Below are 18,647 nucleotides of genomic sequence, written 5' to 3'. Positions count from 1 at the left end.
CACTTGCGCTTCCGATCTCTCGTTAGCGGGAGGCGAATTCTACAGCGTTAATCGCTGCTGTCAACACCTCTTTTTCTCCGCTTTCGACCGAGAAGATCGAACCGTTAAAAGAGCTACACATCACTGCTCTTTCAACTCCTTCCAGGCTTCGATGATCTGAAGCAAGCCGCTGTCGAAAACCGCGTAACTCTTTGAATCTCAATGAGTTTTCCGTTTCGACCGCGCCGGAAGTGGGGCGAATTATAGACCTCTAGAATTCGCCGTCAACCCCAAATTTCAACTTTATTCAGATTTCAGCGTAATACGTGCAAAAGCCTTCTTGCCGGCCTGGCAAACGTGAGTCGCTCCCAGTGCATATATAAAGGAGCGATCAACCACCTCGCCATCGACCCGGACTCCGCCCGCCGCCAGCAGATCACGCGCCGCCGCCGAGTTCTTCACCAAGCCTGCCTTATTAAGGACGGCAGCGATTGGCATATCCTCAACCGAAGACAGCTCGATCTCAGGCAAGTCATCTGGAAGTTCGCCATCCTTCATGCGGTTGCCAGCGCCTCGGTGAGCGTTCGCCGCAGCCTCTTCACCATGGAAACGCGCAACGATCTCTTCAGCGAGTTTGATTTTGATGTCACGCGGATTCGCCCCAGCTTCGACGTCAGCCCGGAATGCGTTGATTTCATCCATCGAACGGAAGCTGAGCAACTCGAAGTAACGCCACATCAGCGCATCCGGGATGGAAACCAGCTTGCTGTACATGACGCCTGGCGCTTCCTGAATACCGACATAGTTGCCCAGCGACTTGGACATCTTCTTCACGCCATCCAGACCTTCCAGCAATGGCATGGTCAGAATGCACTGGGCTTCCTGGCCATAACCACGCTGCAACTCACGCCCCATCAGCAAGTTGAATTTCTGATCGGTACCGCCCAGCTCGACATCGGCGCGCAGCGCGACCGAGTCATAACCCTGAACCAGCGGATAGAGGAACTCGTGAATAGCGATCGGCTGGTTGGTGGTATAGCGCTTGTCGAAGTCATCGCGCTCGAGCATGCGAGCGACGGTGTATTGCGAAGTCAGGCGAATGAAATCCGCCGGCCCCATCTTGTCCATCCAGGTGGAGTTGAAGGCAACTTCGGTTTTCGCCGGATCAAGGATTTTGAAAACCTGAGTCTTGTAGGTCTCGGCATTTTCCAGAACCTGCTCACGCGTCAGTGGCGGACGCGTGGCGCTCTTGCCACTCGGATCACCGATCATCCCGGTGAAGTCACCTATAAGGAAGATCACCTGGTGCCCCAGCTCCTGGAACTGACGCAGCTTATTAATAAGCACGGTATGACCAAGATGCAGATCCGGAGCGGTAGGGTCGAAACCAGCCTTGATACGCAGCGGCTCGCCGCGCTTGAGCTTTTCGACCAGCTCGGACTCGACCAACAGTTCTTCCGCACCACGTTTAATCAGCGCTAGCTGCTCTTCAACCGACTTCATAACAGACCCGCAAGGCTCAGATTCAAAGGGAACCAACCATACAAGAACGCGCACCAATTACAAGTTTTGCCCGGCGCACGGACACCAATCCACAGACCCGAGGTCTGTAGACTTGCTTCAGCGATGATTTGGTTATATTTTATACAGTTATTTCATCTTCATCATGTCATTCATCTTTTCCAATTCATCTATTTCAAAGTCAAAAATTACCTATGACCACAGAACCGTCTAAAGCGCCCCCGCTTTACCCGAAGACCCACCTGCTCGCCGCAAGTGGAATCGCCGCCCTTCTCAGCCTGGCGCTGCTGGTATTTCCCTCCAGCGATGTTGAAGCCAAAAAGACGACTCTGAGTCTTGAACTGGAAAGTCCTGCTGAACAACTGACACAAGATCAAGACGCTGCTGATGCCGCTCAAGCCACAAACGAGCCCGCAGCTTCGCCGTTCGCACAAATCGAAAACAGCGACGAAAACACCGCGCAAACCGCTGAAACCGCGCCAGCACCTGTAGCGCCTGCTGAGAAACCAAAAGAGCCTGGGCACCGTGAGGTCGTGGTTTCCAAAGGCGATACGCTGTCTACCCTGTTTGAAAAAGTCGGCCTACCGGCAGCCTCCGTGCACGAAATACTGGCAAGCGACAAGCAAGCCAAGCAGTTCAGCCAACTCAAGCGCGGTCAGAAACTCGAATTCGAACTCAGCCCGGAAGGCCAACTGACCAGCCTGCACAGCAAGGTCAGCGACATTGAAACCATCACCCTGACCAAGAATGACAGGGGTTATTCGTTCAACCGCGTGACTGCCAAGCCAACTGTTCGCACTGCCTACGTCCACGGTGTCATCAACAGCTCACTGTCGCAGTCCGCAGCCCGCGCCGGCCTTTCTCACAGCATGACCATGGACATGGCCAGTGTCTTTGGCTACGACATCGATTTCGCGCAGGACATTCGTCAAGGCGACGAATTCGATGTGATCTACGAGCAGAAAGTCATCAATGGCAAGGCTGTCGGCACCGGCCCGATCCTGTCGGCGCGCTTCACCAACCGCGGCAAGACTTACACCGCTGTTCGCTACACCAACAAACAAGGCAACAGCAGCTATTACACTGCCGATGGCAACAGCATGCGCAAGGCCTTCATCCGTACGCCGGTTGACTTCGCCCGCATCAGCTCGAAGTTCTCCATGGGCCGCAAGCACCCGATCCTCAACAAGATCCGCGCGCACAAAGGTGTCGACTACGCAGCGCCGCGAGGCACGCCGATTAAGGCTGCCGGTGACGGCAAAGTCCTGCTGGCCGGCCGTCGCGGTGGCTACGGCAACACTGTGATCATTCAGCACGGCAACACTTACCGTACGCTCTACGGCCATATGCAGGGCTTTGCCAAAGGCGTGAAAACCGGTGGCAGCGTCAAGCAAGGTCAAGTCATTGGCTATATCGGTACGACTGGCCTTTCCACCGGCCCGCATTTGCACTATGAGTTCCAGGTCAACGGCGTTCACGTCGATCCGCTGGGCCAGAAGCTGCCAATGGCCGATCCGATCGCCAAGTCCGAACGCGCGCGCTTCCTCGCGCAGAGCCAGCCACTGATGGCGCGCATGGATCAAGAGAAGGCCACCATGCTGGCTTCGAGCAAGCGTTAAGCCATGGCCCTGTATATCGGTGTGATGTCCGGAACCAGTCTCGACGGGCTGGACATCGCCCTGATCGAGCAGACCTCGGCGATCAAACTGATCGCCACCCACTACCTGCCAATGCCTGACTCCCTGCGCGCCGAGCTGCTTGGCTTGTGCGCCAGCGGCCCCGACGAGATCGCCCGCTCGGCGATTGCCCAGCAACACTGGGTCGAACTTGCCGCGTCGGGCATTCACACCCTCCTCGCACAACAACAACTCAAGCCCGATGCCATCCGTGCCATCGGTAGCCACGGTCAGACCATTCGCCATGAGCCGGCGCGCGGGTTTACCGTGCAGATCGGTAATCCAGCCCTGCTGACTGAGTTGACCGGTATTACCGTCGTCAGCGATTTCCGCAGTCGCGATGTCGCAGCGGGTGGCCAGGGTGCGCCTCTGGTACCAGCCTTTCACGAAGCGTTGTTTGAAGAGCGTACTGGTAACCAGGCAGTCTTGAATGTCGGCGGATTCAGCAATCTCAGCCTGATTGAGCCAAACAAACCTGTAGCCGGTTTCGACTGCGGCCCGGGAAATGTTCTGATGGACGCCTGGATTCACCGGCAACGTGGCGAAAGCTATGACCGGGACGGCAAATGGGCTGCGACCGGCAAGGTTGAACCAGCCCTGCTCACGGCACTGCTGAGCGACCCGTTCTTCGTCACCAAAGGCCCGAAAAGTACCGGCCGCGAAGTCTTCAATCTGCCATGGCTGGAACAGCATCTATCGCGTCTGCCGACTTTCGCAGCCGAAGACGTTCAGGCCACGCTGCTCGAACTGACGGCGCTGACCATCATCGAGTCGCTACAAAGCGCTCAATCGGACACTCAGGAACTGCTGGTTTGTGGCGGCGGCGCGCACAACGCCACGCTGATGAGACGTCTGGCGGATCTGCTGCCAAATACCCAAGTCGCCAGCACCGCAACTCACGGCGTTGACCCTGACTGGGTGGAAGCCATGGCCTTCGCCTGGCTTGCGCACTGCTGCCTCGAAGGCATCGCCGCCAATCGACCAAGCGTCACCGGCGCTCGCGGCCTGCGCGTACTCGGCGCCATCTACCCGGCCTAAACTTCAGATACAAAAACGCCGCAGAACCGAAAGGCTCTGCGGCGTTTTGTTGTGTGCGGTGAAGCGCGATCAGATCGAGAACGACGACCCGCAACCACAAGTCGTGGTGGCATTCGGGTTCTTGATCACGAAGCGCGAACCTTCCAGACCTTCCTGATAATCCACCTCGGCACCGGCCAGGTACTGGAAGCTCATCGGATCGACCACCAGGCTCACGCCTTCGCGCTCGACGATGGTGTCGTCATCGGCCACGTCTTCATCGAAGGTGAAACCGTATTGAAACCCTGAACAACCGCCGCCCGTAACAAATACGCGCAGCTTCAAGCGATCATTCCCCTCTTCATCGACCAGGCTCTTCACCTTGTGCGCAGCACCTTGAGTGAATTGCAAAGCCGTGGGGGTGAAGGATTCGACGCTCATGCTGACTATCTCCCGGCGTTACGCCGCCATAATGCGTGATGACGCGCATTATCCGCTTGTCCTAGAAAATTGGTCAACTATTAGAGGAGCAGCGGCAAGCTTCAAGCGGTGAGCTTCAAGCTTGCGGCTTACAGGTTGCGGCTAACGTTACGGCAGCATGCCGGCGTGTGACAGGCCGAAGCGCTCGTCCAGTCCGAACAGAATGTTCATGTTCTGCACCGCCTGGCCCGAGGCGCCCTTGACCAGATTGTCGATCACCGAGAGTACGACCACCAGATCGCCATCCTGTGGACGATGCACGGCGATGCGGCACACGTTGGCGCCACGCACGCTACGGGTTTCCGGTTGGCTGCCGGCTGGCATGACATCGACGAACGGTTCGTTGGCATAGCGCTTTTCGAACAGTGCCTGCAGATCAACCGAGCGATCCGCTACTGTCGCGTAGAGCGTGGAGTGAATACCGCGAATCATCGGCGTCAGGTGCGGGACGAAGGTCAGGCCGACGTCCTTGCCCGCCGCGCGACGCAGCCCCTGGCGAATTTCCGGCAAATGACGATGACCTTTTACCGCATAAGCCTTCATGCTTTCCGACGTCTCGGAGTACAAAGAACCTACAGCCGCACCACGCCCGGCACCACTGACACCGGATTTGCAGTCGGCGATCAAACGCGATGCGTCGGCCAGACCTGCTTCCAGCAACGGCAGGAAACCCAATTGCGTTGCGGTCGGATAGCAACCCGGCACCGCGATCAGGCGCGCTTTCTTGATCTGCTCGCGATTGACTTCCGGCAGACCATAGACCGCTTCGTCCAGCAATTGCGGTGCGCCGTGTGGCTGGCCGTACCACTTGGCCCATTCATCAGCATCTTGCAGGCGGAAGTCGGCGGACAGGTCGATGACCTTGGTGCCCGCCGCCAGCAGCTCGCCTGCCAAGGCGTGAGCCACGCCGTGTGGCGTGGCGAAGAAAACCACATCGCAGGCGCCAAGGGTTTTCACGTCCGGCACGCTGAACGCCAGCCCGTCATAGTGACCGCGCAGGTTCGGGTACATGTCAGCCACGGCCAGACCGGCCTCGGATCGGGAAGTGATGACGACCACTTCTGCCTGCGGATGCTGTGCCAACAGACGCAGCAGTTCGACACCGGTGTAACCCGTGCCGCCGACGATACCGACCTTGACCATAAACCTGCCCTCAACGAACCCACTGGAAAGCCGTCGATAATAGGGGCCGCGCGCGCCTGCGACAACCGCCAAGGTGACGCGCGGACGCTCAAGCCTCTACTATCTGGCTACCGTGAATGAGGGAATAACCAAAAATGCTCTATCTATGGCTCAAAGCGTTTCACATTGTCAGCGTCGTCTGCTGGTTTGCCGGGCTGTTTTACTTGCCGCGCCTGTTCGTTTACCACGCGCAAAGCACCGACACGATCAGCCAGGAACGCTTCAGCGTCATGGAGCGCAAGCTGTATCGCGGCATCATGGGCCCGGCGATGATCGCCACGCTGATCTTCGGTGGCTGGCTGATCTACCTTAATCCATCAATCTTCAGCCAAGGCGGCTGGATTCACGCAAAACTGACTCTGGTCGTATTGCTGATCGGCTACCACCACATGTGCGGCGCGCAGGTAAAACGCTTTGCCCGTGGCGAAAACACCCGCAGCCATGTCTTTTATCGCTGGTTCAATGAAGTGCCGGTTCTGATATTGCTGGCTATCGTAATTCTGGTCGTGGTCAAGCCGTTCTAACTTCAACCAATACAGATCCTCGGGGTGTTCTCAATGTCGCTGCCCGCTCTGCTCGAACAACGTCTGCGTCTGCCCGTCGTGGCGGCGCCGATGTTTCTGATCTCCAATCCGGAACTGGTGCTCGCCTGCTGCCGCAACGGCGTGGTCGGCAGCTTTCCGGCTCTGAACCAACGCGAAAGCAGTGGGTTCAAGGCCTGGCTGGAACAGATCGAAGCGGGCCTGGCGACGCTGGATAATCCGGCCCCTTATGCGGTGAACCTGATTGTTCACCACAGCAACCCGCGCCTTCAGGCGGATCTGGACATTTGCGTCGAGCATAAGGTGCCGATCGTTATCACCAGCCTCGGCGCGGTGAAGGAACTGGTCGACGCGGTGCACAGCTACGGCGGTCTGGTGTTTCACGACGTGACCACGCGGCGCCATGCCGAGAAAGCCGCTGAAGCCGGTGTCGACGGGCTGATTGCCGTCGCGGCCGGCGCCGGCGGGCACGCCGGCACCTGGAGTCCGTTTGCGCTGATTGCCGAGATCCGTGAGTTTTTCGACAAGACGCTGTTGCTTGCAGGATGTTTGAACCACGGCCATGAGATTCTCGCCGCACAGTTGCTCGGCGCGGATTTGGCCTACTTCGGTACGCGATTTATCGGCACCACCGAAAGTCACGCGCCTGACGCTTATAAAGAAATGCTGCTGACAGCCAAGGCTGCCGACATCATTCATACTCCAGCGGTGTCGGGAGTGCCGGCCAGTTTCATGCGCCAGAGCCTGGAGGCGGCCGGTTTCGACATGGCGGCCCTGCAAGGCAAGGGCGAGGTCAATTTCGGCGACAAGCTCAAGCCGATCAACGATGAAGCCAAAGCCTGGAAGACCGTGTGGTCGGCGGGTCAGGGTGTTGGCCAGATTGGTGATCTGCCAAGCGTGGATCAGTTGATCGCGCGGCTCGACGCCGAATATCGTCAAGCCCAAGCGCGCGCTGCACAGTTGCCAAAACGCTGGCCGCGCTGAAAAACATATCTGGCCAGTCCTGATCAGACTGGCTGCCAAATAATCGCGACAAGGATGCCTCGGCCATGAGCGACACCCGTTACAAGATCGTCTTCGACGGCGCGCTGCAGCCCGGCGTCGACCTCACCACCGCCAAACTGAATCTGGCGGATCTGTTCAAAAGCGATGTGGCCGCCATCGAGCGCCTGTTCAATGGCCGCACCGTCGCTCTCAAACGTGATTTGTCTCACAGCGATGCGCAGACGTATCTGCAGGCGTTGAACAAAACCGGGATCGATGCGCGGATCGAAGCGGAAACCGCCATCGAACTGAATCTCGCGGACGTCCACGACAACCCTGCAACAGTGGCCGAACCCGACTCGCCTTACGCCCCACCGCGCGCCAATGTCGGTGAAGCTCTGCCGCCATTCGCCACGCTCAAGCCATTCAGCGTCGAAGGCCGGATCGGTCGCCTGCGCTTTCTGGCCTGGACCATGGTCTTGAGCCTGGTGACCCTGCCCATCGTCGGCGTGTTTGCTTTGATTGCGTTGGGCTTGGTCAGCGGCGACTCGACTACCGGGCTGATCCTCGGCGGCATTCTGGCGGTCTTCCTGTTCCTCGGCTTCATGATCGTCAGCATTCTGTTCAGCGTTCAGCGCCTGCACGATATCGGCTGGTCGGGCTGGCTGTGGCTGTTGAATCTGGTGCCGTTCGTGGGCGGTTTCTTCCCGCTGGTAATGATGGTCGTACCCGGCAATGCCGGCGCCAACCGCTATGGCCCGCCGCCGCCACCGAACAGCACGGCGGTGAAAGTGCTGTGCTCGTTGTGGATCGTATTCTTCGCACTGATTTTTGCCGGCGGCCTGCTTGGCGGCTTCTCGGCTGTGCAGGAAGAATATGAAAGCAATCTGGAGAGCAGCTATGACAGCGGCTCGGTGACCACCGACGAAGTTGAGGTTGTCGAGCCGCCAGCGATTTCCGCCGACGAGGCAGCCGAACCGGCGCAGGCCCCTGTAGACTCTGCGCAAGAATGAACAGCGCTCCCTGCCGCGACAACCGCGTCGCCGGCGCGGAGCTGTTGCGATGGAGAACTGCATGACCCGTTACGCTCTGATCACTGGCGCTTCCAGCGGCATCGGCTTGGCCATGGCCGAAGCTCTGGCTCGGCGCGGCCGCAGCCTGATTCTGGTGGCACGACAGCGTGATCAGCTGGAAAGTATCGCCATCGAGCTGACCCAGCGTTTCGATGTCGAAGTATTGTTTCGTGCCTGCGATCTCGGCGAACCGTTGCGCCTGTCTGGCTTTTTGCTGGAGCTGGAAGAAGGCGACCGGCAAATCGATCTGCTGGTCAATTGCGCAGGCATCGGCACCTGCGGGCCATTCCTCGCGCAAGACTGGATGACCGAGCAGGACCTCATCGAGGTCAATATCCTCGCCCTCACCCGCCTCTGCCATGCGCTGGGTAACAGCATGGCGCTGCTGGGTGGCGGGCAGATCCTCAATGTCGCCTCGGTGGCTGCGTACAGCCCCGGCCCATGGATGAGCACCTACTACGCCAGCAAAGCCTATGTGCTGCATTTTTCCGAAGCCCTGCGCGTGGAACTCAAACAAAGCGGCGTGAAAGTCTCCGTGCTGTGCCCCGGCCCGACGCGGACACCGTTCTTCCGTACCGCACAGATGAGTAGCGAAAAGATCGAAAGCAGCCACTCGCTGATGAGTCCGGAAGAAGTGGCACTGCATGCCGTGCGTGCACTGGATAAAAACCGCGCCATTATCATTCCGGGACGACGCAACCGCTGGCTGGCGTTCCTGCCGCGACTGGGTTCGCGCTGGCTTAACCGGACGATTGTCGGCATGGTCAATAAAGCTTACTGCCCCCGCTAGGAAGACAACTTCAAAGCGGTACACTCGATTCAGCCCAACTCAACGGAGAAACAGCAGTGGATACTCTGTTCACCAAGATCATCAACCGGGAAATCCCGGCCAATATCATTTACGAGGACGACCAGGTTCTGGCCTTCCACGACATCGCCCCCCAGGCTCCGGTGCACTTTCTGGTAATCCCGAAAAAACCGGTGCGCACGCTCAACGACCTAACCGAAGACGACAAGGCGCTGGCCGGGCACATCTTGTTCACCGCGCAGCGTCTGGCGCTGGAACTGGGTTGCGAAGAGGGCTTCCGCGTGGTGATGAACTGCAATGAACTTGGCGGGCAGACTGTCTATCACATCCATATGCACGTGCTGGGGCAGCGCCAGATGAACTGGCCGCCGGGCTGATTGGCGACAACCAACTGTGGGAGCGAGCCTGCTCGCTCCCACAAAGAGCAAAATCAGCGGCCAATGACCCAGCGCAAACCCTCGACGGCCGATTCGGTTAAACTGGCCGCCGAGATTCTTCCCGGAGGTCAGCATGACTACCCAACGTCACTACTCGCCCATAGACCGTCTGCTGCTGCAAGCCGATGCCGCGATGCGCACTCTGTTGCCCTTCAGTGGCCAGCCGTACCGCCCGTCGCCGGCGATTCTGCAGCCGGATACGCAAATGAGCGATGAAGACACCCGCCATGTCGCCGGTCTGATGCGCATCAACCACACCGGCGAAGTCTGTGCCCAAGCGCTGTATCAGGGGCAGGCGCTGACCGCCAAGTTGCCGCAGGTACGCGCAGCCATGGAGCACGCGGCTGAAGAAGAGATCGATCATCTGGTCTGGTGTGAACAGCGCATCCATCAGTTGGGCAGCCACACCAGCGTGCTGAATCCACTGTTTTACGGCATGTCGTTCGGTATCGGCGCGGTTGCCGGGCTGATCAGCGACAAGGTCAGCCTTGGTTTCGTAGCGGCGACCGAGCATCAGGTCTGCAAGCACTTGAACGAACATCTGGAGCAATTGCCGGCCGAAGACGAAAAGTCCCGGGCAATTCTTGAGCAGATGCGCATCGATGAAGAACACCATGCGGAAAGTGCGTTGGATGCGGGCGGATTTCGTTTTCCGGCGCCGGTCAAGTTCGGGATGAGCTTGTTGGCCAAGGTGATGACCAAGAGTACGTATCGGATCTGAGATATGTATCGCCCGACATTGCCCTATCGCTGGCAAGCCAGCTCCCACAGGGGTTTTGTGTGAGGCATGAAAAAGGCGACCAGGAGGTCGCCTTTTTTTGTCCGGTAATCTTAGGTCGGCATGTTGCGCGCGTAGAAGATTTCCAGCATTTCGTGTTTCACACGGTCGGTCACCTGGGCACGCTGCTCCGGCGAGAGGTTGCTGGTGGCGTCGCCGAACAGGTAGTTATCCAGTTCGAAGTTCTTCAGCAGCATTTTGGTGTGGAACAGGTTTTCCTGATACACGTTCACGTCGGTCATCTGGTACGCGTCGCGGGTGTCTTCGGAGAGGTAGTTCTGGATCGAGTTGATCTCGTGGTCGATGAAGTGCTTGTTGCCTTCAACGTCACGGGTGAAGCCGCGCACACGGTAATCCACGGTCACGATGTCCGAATCGAACTGGTGAATGAGGAAGTTGAGTGCTTTGAGCGGTGAAATGACACCACAAGTCGACACGTCGATATCCACACGGAAGGTCGCAATACCGTCGTCCGGATGGATTTCCGGATAGGTGTGCACCGTGATGTGGCTCTTGTCGAGGTGGGCCAGAATGATTTCGGGCAACGGGCCCGGCGATTCTTCGATCTGGCTGTCAGTCGGGGTTACCGGCTCTTCCGAAATCAGAATCGTGACGCTGGCGCCCTGGGGTTCATAGTCCTGACTGGCGATGTTCAGGATGTTGGCACCAATGATCTCGACAACTTCTGTGAGAATCTGCGTCAGGCGTTTCGCGTTGTACTCTTGATTGATGTACTCGACGTAAGCCTGCTGGTCTTGCGGGGTCTCCGCGTAGCAGATGTCATAGATGTTGAAGCTCAAGGTCTTTGTCAGGTTATTGAACCCGTGGAGCTTGAGTTTGCTTTTCACCGTTAAAAACTCTCTATGTATGCGGCGCGGCCGCGTGATCAAGCATGCCCGTCAAGTGCGAACAACGCACCTGCGTAGGACGGTTAACACCTCTTCGCGATGGCGATTTTGGTTATCTGTTCAGGCGGATGACCTGTCGGCTGACCGATCACTGCCCTGAAAAAAGTGGCGCATTATGCAGACGTCAGCGGGGGATCGCCAGAGTCTGCACTGCTTTTATGATAGTTGAATGTCGGTTCAGCCGAGTTCAACGATTTCATAGTCGTGAGTAATCGCCACGCCAGCCGCGCCGAGCATGATCGACGCCGAGCAATACTTCTCGGCCGACAGCTCGATGGCGCGCTTGACCTGAGCTTCTTTCAGGCCCCGGCCCTTGACCACGAAGTGCATGTGGATCTTGGTAAACACCTTGGGATCTTCAGTCGCACGCTCGGCATCGAGGAAGGCTTCACAGCTTTCAACGGCCTGGCGCGACTTCTTCAGGATGCTGACCACGTCGAAGTTGCTGCAGCCGCCGACACCCAGCAAGAGCATTTCCATCGGGCGAACCCCGAGGTTACGGCCACCGGCGTCCGGCGGGCCGTCCATTACCACGACATGACCGCTGCCGGATTCGCCGAGGAACATGGCTTCGCCAGCCCATTGGATGCGTGCCTTCATCGCCCAGACTCCACTGTAAAAAAAGGGTCGCCAGCTTAGCACAGCGCTTTGTCCCGACAGGAACGACGTCCTAGGACGGATGCTTTTTGACTGTAGGTAATTTCTCGAATTTTCGACGAAGTGTCTGGTAAGCTGGCGCCAATTCGCTGGCGCCAATTCGTCAGCCCTGTAGCGACCGCCTTCAGCGCCTCATAAAAACTCAAACATCACCGTGCAGTCTTTTCGGGATACAACCATGGTTGCTATTACCCCCACACCCAAAATCAAGAACATCGACAAGCTGTTGATGCATTGCCAGCGCCGGCGTCATGCGGCCAAGAGCAATATAATCTGCGCCGGGGATCGCTCGGACACGCTGTTTTTCATCATCAAAGGCTCGGTCACCATCCTCATCGAAGACGACGATGGTCGCGAGATGATCATCGCTTACCTGAACGCCGGAGATTTCTTCGGCGAACTGGGTCTGTTCGAGCAGGCAGGTCAGGAGCAGGAACGCAGCGCCTGGGTGCGGGCCAAGGTCGAATGCGAAACTGCGGAAATCAGTTACGCCAAGTTCCGCGAGTTATCGCAGCAGGATCCAGACATTCTTTACGCCCTCAGCGGACAAATCGCACAACGCCTGCGCAACACCACGCGCAAAGTCGGCGACCTGGCATTTTTTGACGTCACCGGCCGCGTCGCCCGCTGCCTGCTGGAGCTGTGCAAACAGCCAGACGCCATGACCCATCCGGACGGCATGCAGATCAAAGTCACCCGTCAGGAAATCGGTCGGATTGTCGGTTGTTCGCGAGAAATGGTCGGCCGCGTGCTCAAGGATCTTGAAGAACGCAATCTGGTCGACGTGAAGGGCAAGACCATGGTGGTCTTCGGTACGCGCTAAGCTCGTAAATCAGGCACTGTAAATCTGCGCCAGCATCAAACGAAACAATTCATCGAGACGCGCCAACGCCTGTGGCGCGTTGAATTTCTCATGCAGGGCGATGTGGCTTTGCGCCCTCACCCGCTGCTCCAGACCGCAGGCTTCGTTGAAGCGATTGACCGCGGCAACCATCGCTTCACGCTCGTCATCCATCAGCATTGCACCGTGCACCAGCCCCACCGGACGCTGGCCGCCCTGACTCTGGCGCCAGCGCTGGGCGGTGCCGACCATCTTGCGACCGTCGAGATTGACGTTGAAACGGCCGTCGCAGAATGCGCCGTCGATTTCCCCGACTGACGACGTGCCACCCAACTCATCCAGCAACTGACAGATCGGATCGCACAAACGACGGTAGCCGGTTTCGATGCGGTTCAGGTCGCCTTCGCTGCGAGACTGGGCATACACCAAGGCAATGTTGATGGTTGCAGCGGATTGCGGGACGGGCTCGCCGCCGGTCTCGCGCAACAGCACCGGCCAGCCAGCGGCAGCGGAGACTTCGCAGGCGTGGTCGAATTGCGCGAGACGGTTGAGGCGGCGCGGCATGACTAGCGCGCGGTCAGTGGGCTGCCAGAACAGCAGGCCGAATTCGGCGTCGCCAGCGCAGACCGAGGCCAGCAAGTCCTGTTCGGCTTGCAGGCCGGATTCGATGGTCAGGGGGGTTGGCAGCGACATGGTGAGCTCCGGCAAGTTGAGTCTCTTTAGCGGATTCAAAGGCCCCTTCGCGAGCAGGCTCGCTCCCACAGGGGGAAATGCATTCCAAATGTGGGAGCGAGCCTGCTCGCGAATCAGGTCGACTCGGTCAGTCGAGGGTAGAACCGCTCACTACTGGACCACCACGCTCCGGAAAGAACAGGCGCTGCAATTCAATGCCCGGATTTTCCGCGCGCATGAACGCTTCGCCGACCAGGAACGAGTACACATCGCTGATTTCCATCAGCTCGACGTCGGCCCGATTGAGGATGCCGCTCTCGGTGATCACCAGGCGATCGCGCGGGATGCGCGGCAGCAGGTCGAGGGTGGTTTCCAGACTGACGTCGAATGTGTGCAGGTTGCGGTTGTTGACCCCGACCAGCGGCGTGTCGAGGGTCTTCAGCGCGCGCTCCAGCTCGTCACCGTCGTGCACTTCCACCAACACGTCGAGACCGACGCCTTTGGCCACGGCGGCCAGCTCGGCTATTTTAACGTCGTCCAGTGCGGAGACGATGAGCAGCACGCAATCGGCGCCCAGCGCGCGGGCTTCAACGATCTGGTACGGATCGATCATGAAATCCTTGCGGATCACCGGCAGCTTGCAGGCGGCGCGCGCCTGTTGCAGGTAGGCATCGGCGCCCTGGAAGTAATCGATGTCGGTCAGCACCGACAGACAGGTCGCCCCGCCCTTTTCGTAGCTCTTGGCAATGTCTGCCGGGACGAAGTCTTCGCGGATCACGCCTTTGCTCGGCGAAGCCTTTTTGATTTCGGCAATCACCGCCGGTTGTTTTTTCTTTGCTTGCGCCAGCAATGCCTGGGCAAAACCACGGGGTGCATCGGCCGCCTTGGCCAGACTTTCCAGCTCGCTCAGGCTGACCCGGGCGCTGCGCTCGGCGACTTCCTCAACCTTGCGCGCCAGAATGTTTTCCAGAACCGTCGGTACACTCATCCTTCATTCTCCACTTTGAATACCGCGGTAAAGGCACCCAGCTCCTCGAGCTTTTCCCGAGCGAGGCCGGTGTGCAGCGCGTCGTGCGCCAGCTCCACACCTTGTTTCAGACTGCTTGCCAGGTCGGCGGCGTACAGCGCCGCACCGGCATTGAGCACAATCATCTCGGCAGCTTTCTGACCGTTTTCCGTCTTGCGCTTGCCAAGGGCATCACGGATCAGCGCCAGCGATGCTTCCGGGCCTTCGACCGACAGACCGTGCAGGCTCTGGCTCTTCATGCCGAGGTCTTCCGGTTCGACCCAATACTCAGTGATTTCGTTGTTCTTCAGCTCGGCAACAAAGGTCGGCGCGGCGAGGCTGAATTCGTCCAGGCCGTCCTTCGAGTGCACGACCAGAACGTGTTTGCTGCCCAGTCGCTGCAAGACTTCGGCCAATGGCCGGCACAGCGTCTGGGTGAATACGCCGACGACCTGATGCTTCACACCGGCCGGATTCGTAAGCGGGCCGAGCATGTTGAACAGCGTGCGCAGGCCGAGTTCGCGGCGCGGGCCGGCGGCGTACTTCATCGCTTTGTGGTGGGTCTGGGCGAACATGAAACCGATGCCGACGTTGTCGATGCAGCGCGCGACCTGCACCGGGGTCAGGTTCAGGTAGATGCCGGCAGCTTCCAGCAGATCGGCGCTGCCGCTCTTGCCGGACACTGCGCGGTTGCCGTGCTTGGCCACGGTGCAACCGGCCGCTGCGACAACAAAGGAAGATGCGGTCGAGACGTTGAAGATATTCGCACCGTCTCCGCCGGTGCCGACCACATCGACCACGCCGTCGAGGGTTTTCAGCTCGACCTGATCGGCCAACTCACGCATCACCGACACCGCGCCGACGATTTCGTCGATGCTCTCGCTCTTCATGCGCATGGCCATCATGAACGCGCCGATCTGCGCTTCGGTGCACTGACCGGTCATGATTTCGCGCATCACATCGCGCATTTCATCGGTGCTGAGGTCGAGGTGTTCGACGATACGGCTGAGGGCTGTCTTGATATTCATGGGAAGTCCTTAGCGCGTGCCGCCGGTTTGTTTGAGGAAATTGGCAAACAGTTCATGACCCTGCTCGGTGAGGATCGACTCGGGGTGGAACTGTACACCCTCGATGTTCAGGGTCTTGTGACGCAGGCCCATGATCTCGTCGACCGAGCCGTCATCGTGCTGGGTCCACGCGGTCAGCTCGAGGCAATCGGGCAGGCTGTCGTGCTTGACGATCAGCGAGTGGTAACGGGTAACGGTGAGCGGATGATTGAGGCCGGCGAACACGCCCTTGTCCTCGTGGAATACCGGGCTAGTCTTACCGTGCATGACTTGGCGGGCACGCACCACATCACCGCCGAAGGCCTGGCCGATGGACTGGTGGCCGAGGCAGACGCCGAGGATCGGCAGTTTGCCGGCGAAGTGCTTGATCGCGTCGATGGAAACGCCCGCCTCGGTAGGCGTGCACGGCCCGGGGGAAACCACGATGCGCTCGGGATTCAGCGCTTCGATTTCGGCGATGGTCAGTTCGTCGTTGCGCACCACTTTGACCTCGGCACCCAGCTCGCCGAGGTATTGCACAACGTTGTAGGTAAAGGAGTCGTAGTTGTCGATCATCAGCAACATGGCGTTTCGAACCTCTTGAATTCTGACTTGATGACAGCCTTCAGATGACTTGCCCGCGGGTGGCTGCGCGATGTCGGACGCGCACAGGGCGCCAGCACAGCGGCATTTCAAACAGACAAGGAAGGCAAAGCGATACAGATCCGGCGGAGCCGGCAGAGAAGATTCAGGCGCGCCAACGCCAGCGGGCGTGTGCCTTGATGACTTGATCCAGAAGTTTGCTGGTGATCAACACGGGGAAGGTCTCGTTCATACGTTCCGGCACAGTAACTTAGCTGGGCGGAGCACGCAATATGGCGGGGCCTGCGGGTTATAAAACGGCAGAGGGATTCACGACCGATGGCAAAACGCCGAACGTTTTTGGTACTGTCGTTTCGTTCACCTACAACAATAAATAAACGGACTTGCTCATGATCAGACAGACGTTGTTTGTACCGCTGGCCAGCTGCTTGCTCGCACTCGCTTGCGCCCAGGCCAATGCAGCGCCCAATCCTTATTCCAGTTTCATTGTGTTCGGCGACAGCCTCAACGATGCCGGCACCTTCGCCGACACCGGCGGCCCGGCGGGCTCCACCGAGCGTTACACCAACCGCACCGGGCCGGTGTATCAGGATGGCAGCGGCGAAGTTTTTTCATTGAATTCCACCCAGTTGCTCGGCGGCCGCCTGGGCTTTTCGCCCGACCAGACAGCCTCTTCCAGCTCCGCAGTGCGCGCGGAAAACGGCCAGCCTGACGGCAACAACTGGGCGGTCGGTGGCTATCGCACCGACCAGATTCTCGACTCGATCACCACACAATCGGCCACCGGTGAACGCACCCGCGCCGGATACCTGCCGTCGAACGGCTTCCGCGCCGACCCGAACGCGCTGTATTACATTTCCGGTGGCGGCAACGACTTCCTTCAGGGCCGCATTCTCAGCCTGCCTCAGGCCAACGCCGCAGCCGATCGACTGGCCGATAGCGTGCAGACCCTGCAGACCGCTGGCGCCAAATACGTGATGGTCTGGCTGCTGCCCGACGTGGGCCTGACACCTGCTCTGAACGGCACGCCGCTGCAAGCGTTCAGCAGCACCCTCGCCAACCAGTTCAACAGTCAGTTGGTGACGCGCCTGCAAGGCATCGACGCCGAAGTGATTCCTTTGAACATTCCGGTGCTGCTCTCGGAAGTCTTCGCCGACCCGGGGCGCTTTGGCCTGGCTACCGACCAGAACCTCACCGCCACCTGCTTCAGTGGCAATAGCTGCACGGAAAACGCCCGCTACGGGATCAACAGCGCCACGCCGGATCCGACCAAACTGATCTACAACGATGGCGTACACCCGACCGAATCCGGGCAAAAACTGATCGCCGATTACGCCTATTCGCTGTTGGCTGCGCCGTGGGAATTGAGCCTGCTACCTGAAATGGCCCACGGCACCGTGCGTGCGCATCAGGATGAATTGCGCAACCAATGGCAGGCAGACTGGGAGAACTGGCAAGCGGTCGGCCAATGGCGTGCGATTGTCTCGGCCGGCGGACAGCATCTGGATGTCGACAGCCAAAGCAGCGGCGCCAGCGCCGATGGCAGTGGTTACAACCTCAACGTCGGCGGCAGTTATCGCCTCAATGAGGCTTGGCGCGTGGGCGTGGCGGCCGGTTTGTACCGGCAGAATCTCGAGGCCGGGCACAACGACTCCGATTACAAACTCAACAGCTACATGGCCACCGCGTTCGCCCAGTTCCAGCAGAATCGCTGGTGGGCCGACGCGGCGCTGACCGGCGGCAAACTCGACTACGACAACCTCAAGCGCAAGTTCGACCTCGGCGCCAGCGAGGGCGCGGAGAAAGGCGATACCGACGGCAGCCTGTGGGCGCTCAGCACGCGCCTGGGCTATGACATTGCGCAACCGGGCAGCCAATGGCATCTGTCGCCGTTTGTCAGCGCTGATTACGCCAGTGTCGATGTCGACGGTTACTCGGAAAAGAGCAACCGCGCCACCGCGCTGACCTTCGATGACCAGAGCCGCGATTCGAAACGCCTGGGCCTGGGCATCCAGGGCAAGTACAACTTCACCGCGCAAACCCAGGTGTATGGCGAGTACGCCCACGAGCGTGAGTACGAAGATGACGTGCAGAAGGTCAACATCGCCCTCAACACCCTGCCGGCCAATGACTTCACCCTTGAAGGCTACACACCGGCAAGTCACCTGAACCGTTTGAGCCTGGGTGTCAGTCACAAGCTGACGGCGGATCTGGCGCTGCGTGGCGGTTATACCTTCCGCAAGGATGATGACTTCAAGCAGCAGGGCCTGAATGTCGGGGTTGTGCTGGATTTCTGAGTCGTAGATGCAAAAAAGCGGCGCCTGACAGGGCGCCGCTTTTTTTATGCCTCAACACAAAACCCAATGTGGGAGCGAGCCTGCTCGCGAAAGCGCTGGGTCAGTCAGCATCAACGGTGACTGACTCACCTCTTCGCGAG

Annotated in this window: 19 protein-coding genes; 10 read left to right on the top strand and 9 right to left on the bottom strand. The window is 59.0% G+C overall.

What is annotated here, in order from left to right:
• Positions 1–282 precede the first annotated feature (282 nt).
• Positions 283–1,482 carry a tyrosine--tRNA ligase gene (tyrS, locus tag QMX86_RS22005; protein WP_282386382.1) on the bottom strand — a complete coding sequence of 400 codons (1,200 nt, stop codon included), beginning with the start codon at positions 1,480–1,482 and terminating at the stop codon, positions 283–285.
• A gap of 212 nt (positions 1,483–1,694) precedes the next feature.
• Here tyrS and QMX86_RS22000 point away from each other — a divergent pair, with 212 nt between their 5' ends.
• Both QMX86_RS22000 and QMX86_RS21995 read left to right on the top strand, forming a co-directional pair.
• Positions 1,695–3,119, top strand: coding sequence for a peptidoglycan DD-metalloendopeptidase family protein (locus QMX86_RS22000; RefSeq protein WP_122705758.1), 1,425 nt, complete (start codon positions 1,695–1,697; stop codon positions 3,117–3,119).
• A gap of 3 nt (positions 3,120–3,122) precedes the next feature.
• Positions 3,123–4,214 (top strand): anhydro-N-acetylmuramic acid kinase, encoded by a 1,092-nt coding sequence (locus QMX86_RS21995; RefSeq protein WP_122751604.1) that lies wholly within the window; start codon positions 3,123–3,125, stop codon positions 4,212–4,214.
• 69 nt (positions 4,215–4,283) lie between these two features.
• On the opposite strand, the gene erpA is transcribed toward QMX86_RS21995, so the two are convergent.
• Positions 4,284–4,634 carry an iron-sulfur cluster insertion protein ErpA gene (gene erpA / locus QMX86_RS21990; protein ID WP_007918905.1) on the bottom strand — a complete coding sequence of 117 codons (351 nt, stop codon included), beginning with the start codon at positions 4,632–4,634 and terminating at the stop codon, positions 4,284–4,286.
• 147 nt (positions 4,635–4,781) lie between these two features.
• Complete coding sequence (gene argC / locus QMX86_RS21985; RefSeq protein ID WP_282386376.1) at positions 4,782–5,816, bottom strand: N-acetyl-gamma-glutamyl-phosphate reductase; 1,035 nt, start codon at positions 5,814–5,816, stop codon at positions 4,782–4,784.
• A gap of 134 nt (positions 5,817–5,950) precedes the next feature.
• Between argC and hemJ the strand changes: the two genes are divergently transcribed.
• The 6 genes from hemJ to coq7 all read left to right on the top strand — a co-directional run bounded on the left by hemJ (position 5,951) and on the right by coq7 (position 10,420).
• On the top strand, positions 5,951–6,379 hold the full coding sequence (gene hemJ, locus QMX86_RS21980; protein WP_071173754.1) for a protoporphyrinogen oxidase HemJ: 429 nt from the start codon (positions 5,951–5,953) through the stop codon (positions 6,377–6,379).
• Between the two features lie 33 nt (positions 6,380–6,412).
• Positions 6,413–7,381 (top strand): nitronate monooxygenase family protein, encoded by a 969-nt coding sequence (locus QMX86_RS21975; RefSeq protein WP_282386372.1) that lies wholly within the window; start codon positions 6,413–6,415, stop codon positions 7,379–7,381.
• Between the two features lie 65 nt (positions 7,382–7,446).
• Positions 7,447–8,394: a DUF805 domain-containing protein gene (locus QMX86_RS21970; RefSeq protein ID WP_122699640.1), complete on the top strand. Its 948-nt coding sequence runs from the start codon at positions 7,447–7,449 to the stop codon at positions 8,392–8,394.
• A 61-nt stretch (positions 8,395–8,455) separates the two neighbouring features.
• Positions 8,456–9,244, top strand: coding sequence for an SDR family oxidoreductase (locus QMX86_RS21965; RefSeq protein ID WP_056786709.1), 789 nt, complete (start codon positions 8,456–8,458; stop codon positions 9,242–9,244).
• 56 nt (positions 9,245–9,300) lie between these two features.
• A complete protein-coding gene (locus tag QMX86_RS21960; protein WP_016772924.1) occupies positions 9,301–9,639 on the top strand; it encodes a histidine triad nucleotide-binding protein in 339 nt (112 codons plus the stop codon).
• Positions 9,640–9,772: 133 nt separating this feature from the next.
• A complete protein-coding gene (gene coq7 / locus QMX86_RS21955; protein ID WP_041476678.1) occupies positions 9,773–10,420 on the top strand; it encodes a 2-polyprenyl-3-methyl-6-methoxy-1,4-benzoquinone monooxygenase in 648 nt (215 codons plus the stop codon).
• A 110-nt stretch (positions 10,421–10,530) separates the two neighbouring features.
• Here coq7 and speD read toward each other — a convergent pair whose 3' ends face one another.
• Positions 10,531–11,325, bottom strand: a complete 795-nt coding sequence (gene speD / locus QMX86_RS21950; RefSeq protein ID WP_024014530.1) for an adenosylmethionine decarboxylase — start codon at positions 11,323–11,325, stop codon at positions 10,531–10,533.
• A 237-nt stretch (positions 11,326–11,562) separates the two neighbouring features.
• A complete protein-coding gene (locus QMX86_RS21945) occupies positions 11,563–11,985 on the bottom strand; it encodes an OsmC family protein (RefSeq protein ID WP_016772921.1) in 423 nt (140 codons plus the stop codon).
• A gap of 235 nt (positions 11,986–12,220) precedes the next feature.
• Here QMX86_RS21945 and crp point away from each other — a divergent pair, with 235 nt between their 5' ends.
• Positions 12,221–12,865, top strand: coding sequence for a cAMP-activated global transcriptional regulator CRP (gene crp / locus QMX86_RS21940; protein WP_041476679.1), 645 nt, complete (start codon positions 12,221–12,223; stop codon positions 12,863–12,865).
• 9 nt (positions 12,866–12,874) lie between these two features.
• Here crp and QMX86_RS21935 read toward each other — a convergent pair whose 3' ends face one another.
• The 4 genes from QMX86_RS21935 to QMX86_RS21920 form a co-directional block, all read right to left on the bottom strand.
• Positions 12,875–13,576, bottom strand: coding sequence for a lipoate--protein ligase family protein (locus QMX86_RS21935; protein WP_282386365.1), 702 nt, complete (start codon positions 13,574–13,576; stop codon positions 12,875–12,877).
• Between the two features lie 127 nt (positions 13,577–13,703).
• Positions 13,704–14,543, bottom strand: a complete 840-nt coding sequence (trpC, locus tag QMX86_RS21930) for an indole-3-glycerol phosphate synthase TrpC (protein ID WP_282387523.1) — start codon at positions 14,541–14,543, stop codon at positions 13,704–13,706.
• A complete protein-coding gene (gene trpD, locus QMX86_RS21925) occupies positions 14,540–15,589 on the bottom strand; it encodes an anthranilate phosphoribosyltransferase (RefSeq protein WP_016772917.1) in 1,050 nt (349 codons plus the stop codon). The genes trpC and trpD overlap by 4 nt, the downstream gene beginning before the upstream one ends.
• A 9-nt stretch (positions 15,590–15,598) precedes the next feature.
• Entirely contained in the window at positions 15,599–16,192 is a 594-nt protein-coding gene (locus QMX86_RS21920; RefSeq protein WP_041476683.1) for an aminodeoxychorismate/anthranilate synthase component II, read from the bottom strand.
• A 407-nt stretch (positions 16,193–16,599) separates the two neighbouring features.
• Here QMX86_RS21920 and estP point away from each other — a divergent pair, with 407 nt between their 5' ends.
• Positions 16,600–18,507: an esterase EstP gene (gene estP / locus QMX86_RS21915; RefSeq protein WP_073476585.1), complete on the top strand. Its 1,908-nt coding sequence runs from the start codon at positions 16,600–16,602 to the stop codon at positions 18,505–18,507.
• Positions 18,508–18,647 lie beyond the last annotated feature (140 nt).

This window comes from Pseudomonas sp. PS01270, from assembly GCF_029959775.1.
Lineage (GTDB): Bacteria > Pseudomonadota > Gammaproteobacteria > Pseudomonadales > Pseudomonadaceae > Aquipseudomonas > Aquipseudomonas atacamensis.
Note: the sequence above shows the minus strand (reverse complement) of the source record. Positions and strands in the feature narration are given on the sequence as shown.